Source organism: Citrobacter sp. MGH110 (assembly GCF_001037515.1).
In the GTDB taxonomy this organism is placed as follows: Bacteria; Pseudomonadota; Gammaproteobacteria; order Enterobacterales; family Enterobacteriaceae; genus Citrobacter; species Citrobacter portucalensis.
In genome coordinates, this window is record NZ_KQ089832.1 from 125070 (window position 1) to 142737 (window position 17668).

Annotated in this window: 17 protein-coding genes; 6 read left to right on the top strand and 11 right to left on the bottom strand. The window is 52.6% G+C overall.

Annotation, left to right across the window (positions count from 1 at the left end; all coding sequences use genetic code 11):
* Positions 1–233 precede the first annotated feature (233 nt).
* Positions 234–1340, bottom strand: coding sequence for an aspartate-semialdehyde dehydrogenase (asd, locus tag SK38_RS20575; RefSeq protein ID WP_003827614.1), 1107 nt, complete (start codon positions 1338–1340; stop codon positions 234–236).
* 190 nt (positions 1341–1530) lie between these two features.
* Here asd and yhgN point away from each other — a divergent pair, with 190 nt between their 5' ends.
* Positions 1531–2124 (top strand): NAAT family transporter YhgN, encoded by a 594-nt coding sequence (yhgN, locus tag SK38_RS20580; protein ID WP_003023480.1) that lies wholly within the window; start codon positions 1531–1533, stop codon positions 2122–2124.
* A gap of 454 nt (positions 2125–2578) precedes the next feature.
* On the top strand, positions 2579–3025 hold the full coding sequence (locus SK38_RS20585; RefSeq protein ID WP_003827612.1) for a hypothetical protein: 447 nt from the start codon (positions 2579–2581) through the stop codon (positions 3023–3025).
* A gap of 95 nt (positions 3026–3120) precedes the next feature.
* Here SK38_RS20585 and gntU read toward each other — a convergent pair whose 3' ends face one another.
* The 5 genes from gntU to SK38_RS20610 form a co-directional block, all read right to left on the bottom strand.
* Positions 3121–4461, bottom strand: a complete 1341-nt coding sequence (gene gntU / locus SK38_RS20590) for a gluconate transporter (RefSeq protein ID WP_003827609.1) — start codon at positions 4459–4461, stop codon at positions 3121–3123.
* Positions 4461–4991, bottom strand: a complete 531-nt coding sequence (gene gntK / locus SK38_RS20595) for a gluconokinase (RefSeq protein ID WP_048236952.1) — start codon at positions 4989–4991, stop codon at positions 4461–4463. Before gntK ends, gntU begins: the two co-directional genes overlap by 1 nt.
* Positions 4992–5132: 141 nt before the next feature.
* Complete coding sequence (gene gntR, locus SK38_RS20600) at positions 5133–6128, bottom strand: gluconate operon transcriptional repressor GntR (RefSeq protein ID WP_008786351.1); 996 nt, start codon at positions 6126–6128, stop codon at positions 5133–5135.
* 222 nt (positions 6129–6350) lie between these two features.
* Entirely contained in the window at positions 6351–7046 is a 696-nt protein-coding gene (yhhW, locus tag SK38_RS20605; RefSeq protein ID WP_003023472.1) for a quercetin 2,3-dioxygenase, read from the bottom strand.
* 123 nt (positions 7047–7169) lie between these two features.
* A complete protein-coding gene (locus tag SK38_RS20610) occupies positions 7170–8207 on the bottom strand; it encodes an oxidoreductase (RefSeq protein ID WP_048236953.1) in 1038 nt (345 codons plus the stop codon).
* A 470-nt stretch (positions 8208–8677) separates the two neighbouring features.
* Here SK38_RS20610 and yhhY point away from each other — a divergent pair, with 470 nt between their 5' ends.
* The 3 genes from yhhY to tssD all read left to right on the top strand — a co-directional run bounded on the left by yhhY (position 8678) and on the right by tssD (position 11505).
* A complete protein-coding gene (gene yhhY, locus SK38_RS20615) occupies positions 8678–9166 on the top strand; it encodes an N-acetyltransferase (RefSeq protein WP_008786353.1) in 489 nt (162 codons plus the stop codon).
* A 46-nt stretch (positions 9167–9212) separates the two neighbouring features.
* Positions 9213–10097, top strand: a complete 885-nt coding sequence (locus SK38_RS20620) for a hypothetical protein (protein ID WP_048236954.1) — start codon at positions 9213–9215, stop codon at positions 10095–10097.
* A gap of 268 nt (positions 10098–10365) precedes the next feature.
* Positions 10366–11505 carry a type VI secretion system tube protein TssD gene (tssD, locus tag SK38_RS20625; protein ID WP_048236955.1) on the top strand — a complete coding sequence of 380 codons (1140 nt, stop codon included), beginning with the start codon at positions 10366–10368 and terminating at the stop codon, positions 11503–11505.
* A 310-nt stretch (positions 11506–11815) separates the two neighbouring features.
* Here tssD and ggt read toward each other — a convergent pair whose 3' ends face one another.
* The gene (ggt, locus tag SK38_RS20635) at positions 11816–13561 is read right to left on the bottom strand and encodes a gamma-glutamyltransferase (RefSeq protein ID WP_032945242.1); all 1746 of its coding nucleotides are present in this window, start codon (positions 13559–13561) and stop codon (positions 11816–11818) included.
* A gap of 118 nt (positions 13562–13679) precedes the next feature.
* On the opposite strand from ggt, the gene SK38_RS20640 reads away from it, so the two are divergent.
* The gene (locus SK38_RS20640) at positions 13680–14120 is read left to right on the top strand and encodes a DUF2756 family protein (RefSeq protein WP_048215386.1); all 441 of its coding nucleotides are present in this window, start codon (positions 13680–13682) and stop codon (positions 14118–14120) included.
* Here the strand turns inward: SK38_RS20640 and ugpQ are convergent.
* The 4 genes from ugpQ to ugpA are packed head-to-tail and all read right to left on the bottom strand — an operon-like array spanning position 14117 to position 17659.
* Positions 14117–14860, bottom strand: a complete 744-nt coding sequence (ugpQ, locus tag SK38_RS20645) for a glycerophosphodiester phosphodiesterase (protein ID WP_003827589.1) — start codon at positions 14858–14860, stop codon at positions 14117–14119. The genes SK38_RS20640 and ugpQ overlap by 4 nt on opposite strands.
* Positions 14857–15927 carry a sn-glycerol-3-phosphate import ATP-binding protein UgpC gene (locus SK38_RS20650; protein WP_008786359.1) on the bottom strand — a complete coding sequence of 357 codons (1071 nt, stop codon included), beginning with the start codon at positions 15925–15927 and terminating at the stop codon, positions 14857–14859. Before SK38_RS20650 ends, ugpQ begins: the two co-directional genes overlap by 4 nt.
* A gap of 2 nt (positions 15928–15929) precedes the next feature.
* Positions 15930–16775 carry a sn-glycerol-3-phosphate ABC transporter permease UgpE gene (ugpE, locus tag SK38_RS20655; protein WP_003023450.1) on the bottom strand — a complete coding sequence of 282 codons (846 nt, stop codon included), beginning with the start codon at positions 16773–16775 and terminating at the stop codon, positions 15930–15932.
* Complete coding sequence (gene ugpA, locus SK38_RS20660) at positions 16772–17659, bottom strand: sn-glycerol-3-phosphate ABC transporter permease UgpA (RefSeq protein WP_048215384.1); 888 nt, start codon at positions 17657–17659, stop codon at positions 16772–16774. The genes ugpE and ugpA overlap by 4 nt, the downstream gene beginning before the upstream one ends.
* Positions 17660–17668: the final 9 nt, after the last annotated feature.

The window sequence follows — 17668 nt, forward strand, 5'->3', positions numbered from 1 at the left end:
TTTTCGACATCAGGTAGTGACACTTTTTTTGACCTGAACGACGCAGCACAATTGTGCATCCTCTCTGCGTCGTCCCACCTTCAGGCAACAACTTAATACCTCCGGTACTAAGTCACCCTTAAAGAATAGCCAATGCTTTATCTTACTCCTGGTAAAAAATGAAACATCTGCGCTTACTCCTGTATTACGCAAAAAAAGGGGTGATTCCTCACCCCTTGATCGTTAACAAACTATTACGCCAATTGGCGCAGCATACGGCGCAATGGCTCCGCAGCCCCCCACAGCAACTGGTCGCCCACGGTAAAGGCTGACAGGAACTCCGGTCCCATGTTCAGCTTACGCAGACGGCCTACTGGCGTGGTCAGCGTGCCGGTAACGGCCGCCGGGGTTAACTCACGCATGGTGATATCCCGATCGTTTGGTACAACTTTGGCCCACGGATTGTGCGCCGCCAGCAGTTCTTCCACGGTCGGAATAGACACATCTTTTTTCAGTTTAATGGTGAACGCCTGGCTGTGGCAGCGCAGCGCACCGACGCGCACGCACAGGCCATCAACCGGGATCACGGAAGACGTGTTGAGAATTTTGTTGGTTTCCGCCTGTCCCTTCCACTCTTCACGGCTCTGACCGTTATCGAGCTGTTTGTCGATCCACGGAATCAGGCTACCGGCCAGCGGTACGCCAAAGTTATCAACCGGCAGTTCGCCGCTGCGGGACAGGGTCGTTACTTTACGTTCGATGTCGAGAATAGCAGAGGAAGGGGTCGCCAGTTCCTCGGCCACATGGCCATACAGATGACCCATCTGAGACAGCAGTTCACGCATATGGCGCGCGCCGCCGCCGGAAGCCGCCTGATAGGTCGCTACGGAAACCCAGTCAACCAGGTCATTGGCAAACAGGCCACCGAGGGACATCAGCATCAGGCTAACGGTACAGTTGCCGCCGACAAAGGTCTTAATGCCTTTGTTCAGGCCGTCGGTGATGACATCCTGGTTAACCGGATCGAGAATAATGATGGCATCGTCTTTCATACGCAGCGAAGAGGCTGCGTCAATCCAGTACCCCTGCCAACCGCTTTCACGAAGCTTTGGATAGATTTCGTTGGTATAATCGCCGCCCTGACAGGTCACGATGATATCGAGCGCCTTCAGCGCATCCAGATCAAAAGCGTCCTGAAGTGTGCCGGTCGCGGTGCCACCGAACGTCGGTGCCGCCTGCCCAAGCTGGGAAGTAGAAAAGAAAACAGGGCGAATGGCGTCGAAGTCACGCTCCTCAACCATGCGTTGCATGAGAACAGAGCCGACCATACCGCGCCAGCCGATAAAACCAACATTTTTCATAGCGTTTTTTCCTGCAGAGATGTGTGCTGTGTATGCTAACCAGTATCCTACTGGCCTATCCTTCACCATACAAAAAGCAGCCAAAGTCGCAAGTGAAATTAATCAATGATAGCGAAGCCATCAGTAATGCGACTTATCCCGCTGCGCAAGCAAGCAGAAAGTCCGCGGTAATTATCAGGGAATTTGAGTTATGAATGAAATCATTTCAGCGGCAGTTTTATTGATCCTGATTATGGATCCGCTCGGAAACCTGCCCATTTTCATGTCCGTATTGAAACATACCGAACCAAAACGTCGCCGCGCGATTATGATTCGCGAGCTGTTTATTGCGCTGTTGGTGATGCTGATATTCCTGTTTGCGGGCGAGAAAATTCTGGCATTTCTTAACCTGCGTGCGGAAACCGTATCGATCTCCGGGGGCATCATTCTGTTCCTGATCGCCATTAAGATGATTTTCCCCAGCGCCACCGGGAATAGCACCGGGCTTCCGGCTGGTGAAGAGCCGTTTATCGTACCGCTGGCGATTCCGCTGGTCGCCGGTCCGACAATCCTGGCCTCATTAATGCTGTTGTCGCATCAGTACCCAAACCAGATGGGGCATCTGGTGATTGCGCTGCTGATCGCCTGGGGCGGGACGTTCGTGATTTTGCTGCAGTCTTCGCTGTTTTTACGCCTGCTGGGCGAGAAAGGGGTTAACGCGCTGGAGCGCCTGATGGGGCTGATTCTGGTGATGATGGCAACCCAGATGTTCCTCGATGGCGTGCGGATGTGGATGAAGGGGTAACGCACTCACTTTACGCCGGGTGGCGGCTTCGCCTTACCCGGCCTACGGTGTTGATATATGCTCGTGTGTAGGCCCGGTAAGCGCTCGCGCCACCGGGCAATCAGCGCCGTGAATGTGTTTGTGAGAAACACCTCAATCATTTAAGTCTCTGAAAAAGCGTATTTTCATTTCTGCGAAGCGCCTTCCGGAATACGCTCTTGTCAGCATCGCAGATTAGCATTATCTTCTCGCTGCACTTGCAAAATCAGGTGCCAGGATTGGTCCCCTGATTACCTCATTCGCGATAAAATTCACTTTTGTCGTGCGACCAGCTACACCTCAATGGTGGGCTGGACGGTGGCGTCACAAGACGCACCGGTATCCAATGAGGCCGGTAGGACCAACTCCGTTCAGCCCGCCACCAAAAGGTTGGTCCCTTCGGTGGTGGTAAATTTCACTCATTGGAGGCTGCCCTATGGCGACTACCCCTCTCTTTTCACACTCTTTATTTACCCTGCCCTTTAGCCATGCAACGGATTTCACCGAGCTGGCAGATAACTGTGAGCGTTTTGTCGAAGGGCTTGTTGAATGTCATGACCCTGTTGAAAAACTGGCGATTTGTGCGCGCCTGTCGGCCTGTCTGGCACTACTACAACCAACCTTAACGGAACCTGTACCGCAGCATCTACAGGCCAGCCTGACGGTAGAAACCTTACCGACCCGCACTCCCCTCTTTGAACCCGAACCAGATCAGATGGGGCGTTACTGCCAGCTATTGACGCATTTACTGATGAGCAAAACACTGTCTGACGAGATGGAACGCGTGGCGGGCGATTTACTGCAGGATTTGGTAGGCTATTTCGCCGATACGTTAAAAGCGCCGCGTTGGTTGAAAACCGAGGATGGTGTGATGGTGCTGTAAAAAAGCCGGGTGGCGGCTTGCGCTTACCCGGCCTACGGTGTGGATATGTGCTCAATTCCAGGCCCGGTAAGCGCAAGCGCCACCGGGCAATGCCATCAGCTCAACAGCTGGAAAGCAATCATACCGACAATCGCGCCAACCGTACCGAGGATGGTTTCCATCATCGTCCAGGTCTTCAGCGTTTGCGCTTCAGTCGCGCCGGTAAATTTACCGAACAACCAGAAACCAGCGTCGTTAACATGGCTGACCACGATAGAGCCGCCCGCGATACAGATAGACAGCGCCGCCATCTGAGCACCGGAGTAGTTCAGTTGCTCAATCACCGGCATCACCAGACCGACCGCCGTTAAGCAGGCCACTGTCGCGGACCCCTGAATGATACGCACCGCCGCCGCCAGCACGAAGCAGGTGATAGCGATCGGCAAGCCCATACCGGTTAACGCTTCGCCCAGTGCAGGGCCAACGCCGGAATCTACCAGTACCTGTTTGAACACGCCGCCCGCACCAATCACCAGCAGAATAATCCCCGCTGGCTGCAGCGCATGGCCGCAGATTTCCATCACGCGGTCTTTTGGCATGCCCTGGCGCACCGCCAGACCGTAAATCGCCACCAGACAGGCGACCAGAATCGCGGTAAACGGATGACCGATAAACTCGAACCATTCGTAGGTTGAAGAACCGACCGGAACAAAGCGTGCGGCGATGGTTTTCAGACCAACCAGCACCAGCGGCAGCAGGATCAGCGATAAGCTGAAGCCAAAGGAGGGCATTTTGCCTTCGCCCAGATGCGGCTCGGTAATGTCTTCCGGTACGTGCAGCTCAACGTAACGGCTGATGAAATTACCCCACAGCGGCCCGGCGATAATCATGCCCGGGATCGCGGCGCACAGGCCAATCAGGATCATCCAGCCAAAGTCGGCGTGCATCTGAGAGGCCAGCAGCATCGGCGCAGGCCCCGGCAGCAGGAACGCGGCAGCAGCCGCCACGCCCGCAAACAGCGGAATGACCAACTTAACCAGGTTAGTACCGGTATGGCGCGCCATTGAGAACGCTACGCTAATCAGCAGCACAATCGCCACCTCAAAGAACAGCGGCAGCGCGCAAATCAGACCGGCCAGGCCAATCGCGTAATGTGCGCGGCTATGACCGAAGGATTTCAGCATTTTGACGGCAATCTGATCGACCGCGCCGGTCTCATGCAAAATCTTGCCGAACATCGCCCCCAGCGCCACCACAATCGCCAGGAAACCGAGCGTGCCTCCCATCCCTTTTTCCATGGTCGCCGCGATTTTATCGAGCGGCATACCGGAAAAGAGACCTGCACCAATGGATACCACCATCAAAGCAACGAAGGCGTGCATACGCGCCTTCATCACTAAAAACAGCAGTAATAAAACGGACCCTACTGCTGTTAAAACAAGCGTTAATGTGCTCACTACTTACTGCCTTGGTTAATAACCTCAATGGTGCTGGCGACCACACCGTCCAGTGGTTGATCGATATCGACCACCAGTACATCGTTTTCATTCGCACCCGGTTCTTCCAGCGCTTCAAACTGGGTAACCAGCATCTGCGTTTTGAAGAAGTGGCCTTTACGCGCCTTCAGACGGTTTTCGATAACGTCAAAATCCCCTTTCAGATAAATGAAAGAGAGGTTCGGGTTACCGTCGCGCAACTGGTCGCGGTAGACTTTTTTCAAGGCAGAACAGACGATCAGCGAAACCTTGTTGGTACGCTGCATCGCAAAAGCGGCGTCATTCAGCGCCTGTAGCCACGGTTTACGGTCGTCATCGTTGAGTGGCTCACCGGAAGCCATTTTCATGATGTTGCTGCGCGGATGGAGAAAATCGCCATCAAGAAACGCGGCCTGCAGTTGATGCGCCACTTCGCTGGCGACAGCAGATTTACCGCTGCCCGATACGCCCATCAGAACGTAAACGTGGTGATCATGATTAGTCGTGCTCAAAGCGTTGCCCCCACTGGTACAAGAATCAGGAAATTGTTACGGGTAACTGTTATCGGTAACATTGTCCAGCCGGATAAATAGAGAAGCAATATCCATTCGTGCTCGAAGTGTATAAGTGTGAGCTACTTCAAACTTGTTGGCTTAAATAGATCCGCCCGGTGACAAGGTGAAACCTAAATCTAACATTTTAGGCGTGACTGCTTCACCACGAATGCGCGCCAGCAGGCGTTCTGCGCCAATGCTGCCCATCCGTTCACGCGGCGTGAGTACACTCGCCAGACGCGGCTCCATCACCTGCCCGATGTCGTGACCGTGGAATCCGGCAATCGCCATATCATCCGGGATTTTCAGCCCTAAACGCTGGCATTCGAAGGCCGCCCCTACCGCCAGGTCATCGTTGGTACAGAAAACGCCGTCGAGCTGCGGGTATTCACGCCGCGCCTGACGGATGAGTTCAATACCGGAGGAGTAGGAAGAAGACTGTTCCACCATCACGCTGTACGGCACCAGGTTGGCATCGCGCATTGCCTGCTCGTAGCCTCTCTGTTTGATGATAGTACGTTCATCAAGACGAGCGCCAAGATAGGCTACATGACGGTGCCCGCGGGCGATAATAGCGGCAGTCATCTGACGCGCGGCTTCGAAGTTGTCGAAACCGACGGCGATATCCAGACACGGAGACTGGCTATCCATCAGCTCAACCACCGGGATACCGGCAACTTCAATCATTTTCAGCGTACGGGGCGTATGGCTACGTTCGGTGAGGATCAGGCCATCGATATTCCACGACAGCATCGATTCCAGGCGCTCTTGTTCCATCTCAGGCTTATAGCCATAGTGCGCGAGCATCGTTTGATAACCATGGGCGTCGGTGACAGCCTCAATGCCGCGTAGCACTTCAGCAAAAACCTGGTTAGTGAGAGACGGTAACAGCACGCCGATAGCGCGGCTGGTGGCGTTAGAAAGGATATCAGGAGCGCGATTGGGAATATAACCCAGCTCATCAAGTGCAGCGGCAATTTTGCCCCGCAGCGCCACGGAGACCTGCTCCGGGTTACGCAAAAAGCGACTGACCGTCATTTTGGTCACGCCCACGCGGTCGGCTACATCCTGAAGTACGGGTCTTTTCTTTTTCATCGTCCTGAAGCGTTAAAAAGGGATAGATTCTCCCAGTTTACCACGGACGTGCGTGAACCTTTGCAGAGAAAAAAAGGAGTTTTTATTGTGATAAATACACAAAATCATTCGAGTTGCATCAAGGCGGCGACGCAGTGAATCCCCGGGAGCGTACATTAAGTACGCGACCGGGGTGAGCGAGGAAAGCCAACACAGATGCGGCTTGAAGGATGACGTGTATTTTTATACTGGCGGCAGGTCAAACAGCAACACTTCACTGTCGCTGTCGGCATGAATAGAAATTGCCTGTTCATCCCAGATTGCCAGACCGTCGCTGGTGGTCGCTTTGGTGCCGTTAATCGTCACGTTGCCTTTTACCACCTGGATCCAGACGCGGCGCTCGGCGGCAATCTGATGCACCGACTGCTCATCTTTGACCAGTGCCCAACGGTACAGCTCCATATCCTGGTACACTTTCAGTGAACCATCACGGGCATCCGGCGACAGCACCAGTTGTTTACCCTGAGCGGCATCGAAACGACGCTGTTCATAGCGCGGTGTAATACCGTTCTCCTGCGGCATGATCCAGATCTGATACAGATGCAGCTTCTCAGTATTGCTCGGGTTGTACTCCGAGTGACGGATCCCCGTCCCGGCGCTCATAATCTGAAACTCACCGGCCGGAACCTGCTCTTTGTTGCCCATGCTGTCCTGATGCTCCACCGCGCCTTCCAGCACGTAGGTCAGGATTTCCATGTCTTTATGGGGGTGAGTACCAAATCCCTGACCTGCATCGATCACGTCATCGTTAATCACGCGCAGTGCCGAGAAGCCCATAAAGTTCGGGTCATAGTAGTTGGCAAAAGAGAAGGTATGCCATGAATCAAGCCAGCCATGATTAGCGTGGCCACGGTCGTTAGCTTTGCGTAAGTAGATCATTGTGTTCACCCCCAGATGTTTTCGATGGAGTAAGTGTGGACTCAATCCGTCTGGGATCATAGAGGGTGAAAATTGACTCCTCTGTTCAAAAAATATGAACAAGCCCAGAGGAGTCTGTGCAGGCTATTTGGCGAGGGTTATCGTGGCAGGCGTTGCCTGTTCAAAGGCGCGTTCGAGGATCTCCAGGTTGGTAAGAACTTCAGATTCCTTGACGTAATTAGGCGTACCGGTGGTCAGCGTCTGGTACAGCGCGTCATACACGCGACCGTAATCCCCCACTTCCGGCTTTACCTCTTCTTTTACCGTGATGACGTCATCGTTGACGTACTCTAGCATCCCAATGGAATCATCAGCAGCGAAATCTGGCTCACCCGGCATGATATTGGCCTTCAGGCTGGTTTCCTGCTGGTCGATGCCGTACTTCACAAACGAGCCTTTGGTGCCATGGACGATAAACTTCGGATAGTCGATTTTCACCAGATGACTGGTTTTAACAATGGCTTTCAGGTCGCCGTAAAACAGCTGCGCTTCAAAGGTATCGTCCGGGTTCGCTTTGTTGCGCAGGCTGCGGATGTCATAGGCCACATGATCGGGACGTCCGAACAGCGAGATAATCTGATCCATGGTGTGTACGCCCAGACCATAAAACGCGCCGTCCTGCGGCAGTCCCGGCTTGGTTTCTGCTTCAGGACGGTAGTAATCGAAATGGCTTTCAACCTCAACAATCTTGCCGAGCTTGCCGCTCTCAATGGCTTTTTTCGCGGTGAGGAAGCAGGAGTCAAAACGGCGATTCTGATACGGCGTAACGGTCAGTCCTTTGCTTCGCGCCAGTTCGAACAGCTCTTTTGCTTGCGCAAGCGTCGGCGTGAAGGGTTTCTCAACCAGCACATTTTTACCCGCTTCCAGCGCGCGTTTAGCATATTCAAAATGGCTGTCAGCATGGGTACAGACGATCACCAGTTTCACCTGCGGATCGTTTAAGATCTCGTCGAGGTCGCTGGTGAAGTGAATATGCGAATACTGCGGTGCCTGCTCTTCCGGCCTGGCGTTGCGGCGGAAAATGTGCGCAACGTGCCAGCTATTTTTGCGATTGAGGACGTACGGCAAATGGTAGCGAGTGGTGCTTTTACCAAAACCAATAAATGCGCAGTGTAAGGTCATGAGACGATCCTTTTGAAAGTGATTGTCTACACCATAGCGCAAAGCGGCTGGAGACTGAATCCATCCTGTCATCGTGCCGGATGCGGCGTTGCCTTATCCGGCCTACCGCATTATACAGCCAAAAGATCGGGCGTAAGTGGCGTAGGCAGATTATTCACGGCCTGCGCGCAGCAACCGGAGCGTACACAGAGTACGTGAGGATTGCGAGCACAGCCCGGGATTAAGCTGGCAAGCAAACTAGCCCGAAACCCAGCCAAAAAAAAAGCCAGCAAAAGCTGGCTAAAGTAATACTGGAAGCAATGTGAGCAATGTCGTGCTTTCAGGTTCTCCGTAGGGGTTCCCCTGAACGCAGAGCAATAATAATCATTCTCATTCGCACTTGTCTACTTCTTTTTGCAAAAAAATGCAGTTGACGGATTTTTCTTTCTCAGCGAGTGTAAATGCACAATTAACCCTGCAGGAGATAAGGAATGAGTGAGATAGTGATACGCCACGCTGAACCGAAAGATTACGACGCAATTCGTCAGATCCACGCCCAGCCGGAGGTGTACCACAACACGCTACAGGTTCCTCATCCTTCTCTCGAAATGTGGCAAGCGCGGCTAACCGAGCAAGCCGGTGTCAAACAGCTGGTTGCCTGCATTGACGATATCGTCGTGGGGCATCTCTGTATTGAGGTCGCGCAGCGCCCGCGCCGCAGCCACGTGGCCGATTTTGGTATCTGCGTGGATGGCAGGTGGCACAATCGTGGCGTTGCCAGCGCGCTGATTCGTACGATGATCGACATGTGCGACAACTGGCTGCGCGTCGAGCGCATTGAGCTGACGGTATTTGTTGATAATGAGCCTGCTGTAGCAGTCTATAAGAAGTACGGCTTTGAAATCGAAGGCACCGGTAAGAAATACGGCCTGCGCAACGGTGAGTACGTTGATGCCTACTTTATGGCGCGCGTGAAATAAATTTAAGGGCGAGCCTTATCGCCCTGCTTATTGAAAGGACGCAATAGTGAAAAAGTTTCTTCCCCTGGTTTTGCTGGCCTCGCTCTCCCCTGCTTTTGCCACTACCGTACAAAATCTCGATTCCGTAGCCAGTGCCATCCAACATCCTGAAGGTAAACAGATTTTTGCTGAGCAAATGGCAGGAGCAACCCCTGCGAAAGGATTTGGTGAGCTTCCTCAGGGCTTATCTGAAAAGCAGTGGATTGCCTGGGTTGCACCGAATGAAGATCCTGACAACCTGATCCTGACCGGTGCTAAATCTTGGGGAAAAGACGGTAAATATATTGGCATTGCTTGTTTTGCCGATAATAAGGCTGACGCCGAGCAAGCAAAAAAATACGCGGATAACACCTGCCCGGAAAACTACAGCAACGGGCGCGCTAATAAATTATATCTCGGCGTTTTTTCCTGGCAGAATCCACAGCTAACGCCGATTGCACGCTCGGAAAAACCGTTAAACCAGCTCTCAGAGTGGAATAAAGCCGCTGAAAAAGAGAGCGATGATGAGTCCGTCAGACCGCTGGCTTATTATACAAAGCTGGATCTGGCACCGTACCGGATAGCACCCGATACCCTGGCATTCGGGGTGCGGGGTGGATACTCTGATGCGTATTCCGGCGGCGGCGCATTTTATGAAGTGCTGGAACTCTACACCATCAAAGACAGCAAGATAATCAACGTGTTTTCTGACCTTGTTTATTACTATTCGGACATTGCTGGAGACTGGAATAAAGACGGCACAAGGCAGCACGACATCAGCGAAAGTAAGTACATTCTCAAAATGCGCTCGGCAAAGACGCACGGATTTTATGACTTAGAGCGCGTTAGCCTACAGGATAAAAGCAGCCAAATATTCCGCTGGTCCGAATCACTGCAGCGATATGCGCCATAACCTACCGGTCAGGCCTACATCGTTCAGAACGCTGTAGGCTGTTGATATGGGTTAATAAACATCAATGAAAACTCCATCAATAATCCTCCATTATAAAATAAATAAAAATTACGCCCTTAGCTATTTATATTCAGATTCCCCTCAAGAAAATTCATTTAAAGTGAAACGTTTTATTTCTGCTATATACGAACGCCATCAGAAAGCGTAATAAAAACAAAAATCAATTTATCGTTTTTATGACAGTAAGTAATAAAAGGATATGGATGTCATGAGTGATATCGTCTATCTGATGGTTTCAGGGCAGCAGCAGGGTGCTATTTCTGACGGATGCGGAACCATTGCATCCGTGGGTAACCGCTGGCAAATAGGGCACGAAGACGAAATTTTTACTTTTTCGCTGTCTAATAGTATAACCAGTACTGGTAGAGGTTCACATTTTCACGGACTGCAATTTTGCAAACTGATAGATAAAAGCACCCCATTGTTTGTAAATGCTATTAACAACAACGAGCAGTTGTATATGGAATTTTATTTCTACCGCATCAATAGGTTCGGTAGATGGGAAAAATATTATTATATTCAACTGCGGGGAGCATTTCTATCAGCCATTCAACACCAATTCATCGAGAATAATTTAGACACAGAAACAATAACCATCAACTATGAATATATCCTCTGCAAACATCTTATTGCCAACACTGAGTTCAGCTACCTGGCGTTGCCCGAAAACTACAACCGCCTGTTTATCCCCCGACCAAAAACCCCCGCAGACAACGGCCTCAAAACGTTAAACAGCAAAGGGGTTGGCAGATTGCTTGCTGCCGGAGGGATCTACAACGGCAATATCGACGGTTTCAGGGAAACGGCGAAAAAGCTGGGTGGCGATGCTCCTGCGGGTTATGAGCAGGTTATGGATAACAAAGGATTGCTGATTCTTGGTGCTTCAGTAGCTGCAGGCTTAACTATGGGAAGGATGAAATTTCCTGAATTAGAAGAACTGGAGCAGTTTGGAGCGAAAGGAACTTATACATCAAGGCCATTTGATCCAGATAAAGCGGGAGGCCCTGTTGAACATCTTACAACTGAAGGCGTAAATATTACCCATGAAGGAATTGCAATTGTAGAAAAACACATATCTCGCTTCGATCCAGATCCTGGTAATGAATTTATGGTAAGCCGTTTAAAAAAGATAGCGAACGGTGAATTGTTACCAGAACAAGTGGATTTAAACTACTACACTCATGAATGTCGAGAGTATCAACGTTATTGCAATTTAGGTTGGGAAACTGGCAGGCCAAGCGATAACCAAGAGGCTTATGATCTATGGAATAACACGCATACATCAACACTCGAAGATTATAGAATAACTGGTAATGACCTTTATCACCCGGATGCACCATCATGGTAAACGATACTGAACTTAACATATTGAAATTATTAGCTTCCAGAGATGACGTAAATTGGACCTGGTATAATCTTGATCGCGCAATGACCAGTAGGAGAATGGATGGAGTTGGTAACGTAGTTAGGCTCATAAATAACCTATCCAAAGCGGGTTTAGTCGATATAGTAGCAAGAACCCCCTCAGGAATGGATTATTATCGCGTATCCGCCCAAGGCCATAAGTTGCTAATCGAAATTGACCGGTATCACCAAGACCATTCACTATAGTAAAAAATATGTGTCAAGCCCTCTCCCACCGAAGAGGGCTGTTATGCTTAGTATCCCGCCGTTAAATCATCCACGGAACGCGGGTCGGACGCGCCATACAGTGCGCCATCCGGTCCAACCATAATGCTCTGCGTGCTGCCCATCGCCTCTTTCAGCGCTACTTTCTGTCCTTTTTGCTCCAGCAGCTTGATTGTATCCGGGCTGAAGCCCTTCTCGATGCGCAGTTCATCCGGCAACCATTGATGATGGAAGCGCGGTGCGTTGGTCGCTTCGGCGACGTTCATCCCAAAATCAATGCTGTTGACCACCATTTGCAGTACGGTAGTGATGATTCGGCTTCCACCTGGGCTGCCGGTAACCAGCCAGGTTTTCCCGTCTTTTACCACGATAGTCGGCGACATCGACGACAGCGGACGCTTCTTCGGTCCAACCGCGTTGGCATCACCGCCCACCAGTCCATAAACGTTCGGCACGCCCGGCTTAGCGGAGAAGTCGTCCATTTCATTATTCAGCAGAATACCGGTGTTACCCGCCACGATGCCGGTCCCGAAGGTGGTATTCAGGGTATACGTTACCGCCACGGCATTGCCGTCTTTATCCACTACCGAGAAGTGCGTAGTCTGGTTGCTTTCATACGGGGCGAGTTTGCCCGGTTTGATCTGGCTGGAAGGCTTAGCCTTGTTGATATCAATCTGATCGGCAAGCGTTTTAGCATAGGCTTTGTTGGTCAGCGCTTGCCACGGCACTTTCACAAAATCCGGGTCGCCCAGATATTCTGAACGGTCGGCGTAAGCATATTTCTCCGCTTCAGCCATAACCTGCATAGCATCGGCGCTGCCAAATCCGTACTTCTTCATATCGAAGTTTTCGAGAATATTGAGGATCTGCACGATGTGAATACCGCCAGAGGACGGCGGCGGCATGGAGAAGACCTGATACCCGCGATAGTCACCGCCGATCGGCGTGCGCTCCACGGCTTTATAGCTGGCTAAATCCTCTTTGGTCATCAGCCCGCCGTTCTTCTGCATTTCCCCGGCTATCTGATCGGCAATCGCCCCTTTATAAAACGCATCCGGGCCATTCTCGGCAATCATTTCCAGGCTTTTCGCCAGATTCTTTTGCACCAGCTTGTCGCCCTTTTTCAGCGGCTCGCCGTCCTTCCAGAAAATGGCTTTGCTGTTCTCGTGATTAGGGAGCACTTCGCTGCCATAGGTTTTCAGATCGTCGGCCAGCGCGTCATTAACCACAAAGCCCTCTTCCGCCAGCTTCATCGCCGGGCGCACCACTTTGTTCAGCGGCATCGTGCCGTATTTCTCCAGCGCCAGCGAGAAACCCGCCACGGTACCCGGCGTACCGGATGCCAGATGCGACGTCAGCGACTTTTTCGCATCGGCGTTGCCCTGCTCATCGAGGAACATGTCACGGGTCGCGCCAGCAGGCGCCATTTCACGAAAATCGATCGCGGTGGTGTTACCGTCTTTGGTACGCAGTAGCATAAAACCACCGCCGCCCAGATTGCCCGCCTGGGGATGCGTCACCGCCAGCGCATAGCCAACGGCCACGGCGGCATCGACGGCATTCCCACCCTGTTTAAGAATGTCCACACCAACCTGGGTAGCTAAAGCATCCACAGAGGCCACCATCCCATGCTTAGCACGTACGGGATGGAACACATCTTCCTCGACTCCGTAAGATACCGGCGGTGGCGCAGCCGGCGCGGCAGCAACGCTAAAACAACTTCCTGAGAGCAGAGCAGCAATGGCTACCCGGCGTAAAAACGTCGGTTTTATCATCGTTATTCTCCAGATGTATGGGGGTCTGCCCCCACTAAGCCTGGTGCATAACTCTGAAATAATCATCGTAACGGCGAGAAAGGAGTAAACTTAAGAGATCCCCGAGAGGAGAAAAGCGATGAAACGACTCTTACTTTTAGCCATGCTGTTGCCGTTTGCAGGCTTTGCACAGCCCATCAACACCATGAATAACCCGAACCAACCCGGTTATCAGATCCCGAGTCAGCAGCGTATGCAAACCCAAATGCAAACGCAGCAAATTCAGCAGAAAGGGATGCTCAACCAACAGTTGCAAACGCAGACGCGTATGCAGCAACAGCATCTGGAAAACCAAATTAACACCAACTCCCAGCGGGTCCTTCAGTCTCAGCCAGGCGAGTTGAATCCCAGCCAGCAGCAAATGCTGCCCAACAGCAACGGTGGGATGTTGAGTGGAACCCGTAACCCGGACAGCTCTCTGAATAAGCAACATATGCTGTCAGAGAAAAAGAACGGCGACATGCTGAAGCCCTCCAGCACGCCGCAGCCTAACGTTCCGTTAAAAACGATTGGGCCTTAAAAAGGTTGGAAATCCGGACCAATCGTATCAATGGCATCGGTACAGATGCAGTCCACGCCCCAGCGCAGCAGTTCCGCCGCGCGCTGGGGTCGGTTGACGGTATATACCAGAATACGTAGCCCCGCATCACGCAGCGCATCCACACGCGCTTCATCCAGCAGTTTGTGATTAAGATGAATAGAGACGCAGCCAAGCCGCGTGGTCAGCTCGCGCCAGTCCTCGCGCCATTCATCAAGCAGCAAGCCTCTCGGCAGTTCAGGTACCGCCTGCTGCGCCGCTTCAAGTGCATCAATTTCAAAGGATGACAATAGTGGCGGCGTCATTCCCGCCCACAGTTCCCGCGCGGCCAGCGCCACGACTTTGCCGGTTAACGTTCCGGTACCGGTTGTGGGTTTAATTTCAATATTCGCCATCATACCGTGCTGACGGCAGCGCTCGGCCACTTGCGAGAGCAGCGGCAGCGGTTCACCTTTAAACTCACCGCTAAACCAGCCGCCGGCGTCCACGCGCAATAAATCCTGCCAGTTCAGCTCGCCTGCCACGCCCCAGCCGTTGCTGGTTCGCTCCAGGTTGTCATCATGCAGTAAGAAGATCTCACCGTCTTTCGACAATTTAGCGTCAAACTCGATCATGGTATGCCCGTATCGCGCCCCCACGTCGATCGCCGCCAGGGTGTTTTCCGGGGCCAGCTTACCGCCGCCACGATGGGCGACAATATGGGGGTAAGGCCAGTTACTCATACGCGTTGTCCTGTTTCGCCATCAAAAAGATGCAGATGATTTTCCGGCAGATGCAGCCACAGCGTGCTGCCTGCCGTTGGGCGATGCTGATGCGCCAGTCGCACCACCAGCTTTTGCTCGCCCCAGCGTCCGTGTGCCAGGTTATCTGCGCCCAGCATTTCCAGTGTATCAACAACCAACGGCACGCCGCCTTCGGCCTGCGAGCTTAGCGCAATATGCTCTGGGCGGATACCCAACGTCATTTTACGCCCAATAGACTCTCTCGCGCTTCTGCCGATGGGTAGCGTCATGCCGCCCTCCAGTTCAAAATGGGTGCCCGAGGTACTGATGCACCCGTCCAGCAGGTTCATCGCCGGGCTGCCGATAAAACTCGCCACAAAGCGGCTGGCAGGCTTTTCATACACCTCAACCGGTGTACCTATCTGCTCGGCAATGCCTTTGTTCATCACCATCACCCGTTGGGCGAGGGTCATCGCTTCAACCTGGTCGTGCGTCACGTATAGCGAAGTGGTTTTCAGGCGGCGATGCAGATGTTGTAACTCCAGACGCATCTGCACGCGCAGCTTGGCATCGAGGTTAGAAAGCGGCTCATCGAACAGGAATACCGCTGGGTCACGCACAATCGCTCGCCCCATCGCTACGCGCTGGCGCTGACCGCCAGAAAGTTCGCGCGGACGACGTTTGAGCAGCTCACCCAGCTCGAGAATACGCGCCGCCTCATTTACCCGTTCAGCAATGTGCTCCTTGCCCATCCCGCGGATTTTCAGCCCCCAGGCCATGTTTTCTTCCACGCTCATATGCGGGTAGAGCGCGTAGTTTTGAAAGACCATCGCAATGCCGCGATCCTTCGGCTCCATCTCGGTGACGCGTTTATTATCAATCCAGATATCGCCACCGCTCACCCGCTCCAGCCCAGCCACCATCCGCAGCAGCGTAGACTTTCCGCAGCCGGATGGGCCAACCATCACGATAAATTCCCCGTCCGCGACGTCCAGCGTCAGCGGTTTAATCACCTGGGTTTTGCCGTCCCAGCTTTTGGTTACTGCCTGTAGTTTTAAACCAGCCATTTTTATTTCTCACTATCGACCAGACCGCGTACGAAGGCACGCTGCATGGCTAACACGATGATTACCGGAGGGATAAGCGTCAGCAGCATGGCAGCCATTACCTGGTTCCACTGCGTGGTGCCTTCACCGGTGGCGATCATGCCTTTGATACCCGCCACCGCAGTGCCCAAATTGACGTCGGTAATAATTAACAACGGCCACAAATACTGGTTCCAACCGTAGATAAAGGTGATAACGAACAGCGCCGCCAGATTGGTTTTTGACAGTGGTAGTACGATATCGCGGAAAAAACGCATCGGTGACGCACCGTCAATTCGCGCGGCCTCAACCAGCTCATCCGGCAGGGTCATAAAGAACTGTCGGAACAGGAAGGTCGCAGTAGCCGATGCCATCAACGGCAGCGTCAGACCCGCATAGCTGTCGAGCATTTTCAGGTTGGCGATAACCTCCACGGTGGGGAAGATTCGTACCTCAACCGGCAGCATCAGGGTGATAAAAATCATCCAGAAGAACAGGTTGCGCAGCGGAAAACGGAACCAGACGATGGCGAATGCGGAGAGCATGGAGACGGTGATTTTCCCTACCGTAATACTGAACGCCATGATGAAGCTGTTAAGCATCATCAACCAGAACGGCGCGCTGTTGACGCCCACACCGTTGACCCAGATGTATTTCATGTTCTCCAGCAACTGCGTGCCGGGAACCAGCGTCATCGGCGTTTCAAACACCGCTTTGTTGTCCAGCGTCGCCGCGACAAACGCGACGTACAGCGGAAACAGGATCACCATGATCCCCATAATCAACATGGCATGGCTGAATATTGTCAGCCCACGACGGTTCTCAATCATTGGTAACGCACCTTACTTTCCACATAGCGGAACTGCACCACCGTCAAAATAATGACCAGGAACATCAGCACCACCGATTGCGCGGCCGAGGCGGAGAGATCCAGCCCGACAAAGCCTTCGCGATAGATCTTATAAATCAACGTCGTGGTCGCCTGTACCGGTCCACCCGCCGTGGCGGCATCGATAACCGGGAAGGTATCAAAGAAGGCATAAACCAGATTCACCACCAGCAGAAAGAAGCTGACCGGGGCTATCAACGGCAGCGCCAGCTTAAAGAAGCGGCGAACCGGCCCTGCGCCATCAATCGCAGCAGCTTCGATCAGCGATCGCGGGATAGACTGCAGTGCGGCAAAGAAGAACAGGAAGTTGTAACTAATCTGCTTCCAGACCGATGCAAACACCACCAGGAACATCGCCTGACCGCTGTTTTGCGCATGGTTCCAGTCATAGCCAAACTCACCGAGAAAATGGGTAATCAGCCCACGTCCTGGGTTAAACAGGAAGATCCACAATACGGCGGCGACGGCAGGCGCGACGGCGTATGGCAACAGCATCAGCGTCTGGTAAAAACGGCTGCCGCGCACCACGTAATTCACCAGCGCCGCAAAAAATAACGACACCAGCAGACCACTTACCGTGACTAACGTACTGAACTTAATGGTGGTCCAGAATGAGTCGAGGTAGTACGGGTCATGAAACAGCGCGACAAAGTTTTCCAGTCCGACAAACTGGCTGGAAAGACCAAACGGATCAACGGATTGTAGCGAGTACCACAACGCTTCACCGGCGGGCCAGATAAAGAAAATAACGGTGATAACCAGCTGCGGAGCCACCAATAAATAGGGAAGCCAACGCGAGCGGAATACCGGACGGGATGAAGACATGTAGGTTCT

Excerpts from the sequence above, each read along its gene's own strand:
- SK38_RS20585 (WP_003827612.1), top strand. The coding sequence starts at position 2,579 with ATGGCGACTACCCCTCTCTTTTCACACTCTTTATTTACCCTGCCCTTT.
- yhhW (WP_003023472.1), bottom strand. The coding sequence starts at position 7,046 with ATGATCTACTTACGCAAAGCTAACGACCGTGGCCACGCTAATCATGGC.
- ugpA (WP_048215384.1), bottom strand. The coding sequence starts at position 17,659 with ATGTCTTCATCCCGTCCGGTATTCCGCTCGCGTTGGCTTCCCTATTTA.
- gntR (WP_008786351.1), bottom strand. The coding sequence starts at position 6,128 with ATGAAAAAGAAAAGACCCGTACTTCAGGATGTAGCCGACCGCGTGGGC.
- yhhY (WP_008786353.1), top strand. The coding sequence starts at position 8,678 with ATGAGTGAGATAGTGATACGCCACGCTGAACCGAAAGATTACGACGCA.
- SK38_RS20610 (WP_048236953.1), bottom strand. The coding sequence starts at position 8,207 with ATGACCTTACACTGCGCATTTATTGGTTTTGGTAAAAGCACCACTCGC.
- SK38_RS20650 (WP_008786359.1), bottom strand. The coding sequence starts at position 15,927 with ATGGCTGGTTTAAAACTACAGGCAGTAACCAAAAGCTGGGACGGCAAA.
- tssD (WP_048236955.1), top strand. The coding sequence starts at position 10,366 with ATGAGTGATATCGTCTATCTGATGGTTTCAGGGCAGCAGCAGGGTGCT.
- SK38_RS20640 (WP_048215386.1), top strand. The coding sequence starts at position 13,680 with ATGAAACGACTCTTACTTTTAGCCATGCTGTTGCCGTTTGCAGGCTTT.
- ggt (WP_032945242.1), bottom strand. The coding sequence starts at position 13,561 with ATGATAAAACCGACGTTTTTACGCCGGGTAGCCATTGCTGCTCTGCTC.
- ugpE (WP_003023450.1), bottom strand. The coding sequence starts at position 16,775 with ATGATTGAGAACCGTCGTGGGCTGACAATATTCAGCCATGCCATGTTG.
- ugpQ (WP_003827589.1), bottom strand. The coding sequence starts at position 14,860 with ATGAGTAACTGGCCTTACCCCCATATTGTCGCCCATCGTGGCGGCGGT.
- yhgN (WP_003023480.1), top strand. The coding sequence starts at position 1,531 with ATGAATGAAATCATTTCAGCGGCAGTTTTATTGATCCTGATTATGGAT.
- asd (WP_003827614.1), bottom strand. The coding sequence starts at position 1,340 with ATGAAAAATGTTGGTTTTATCGGCTGGCGCGGTATGGTCGGCTCTGTT.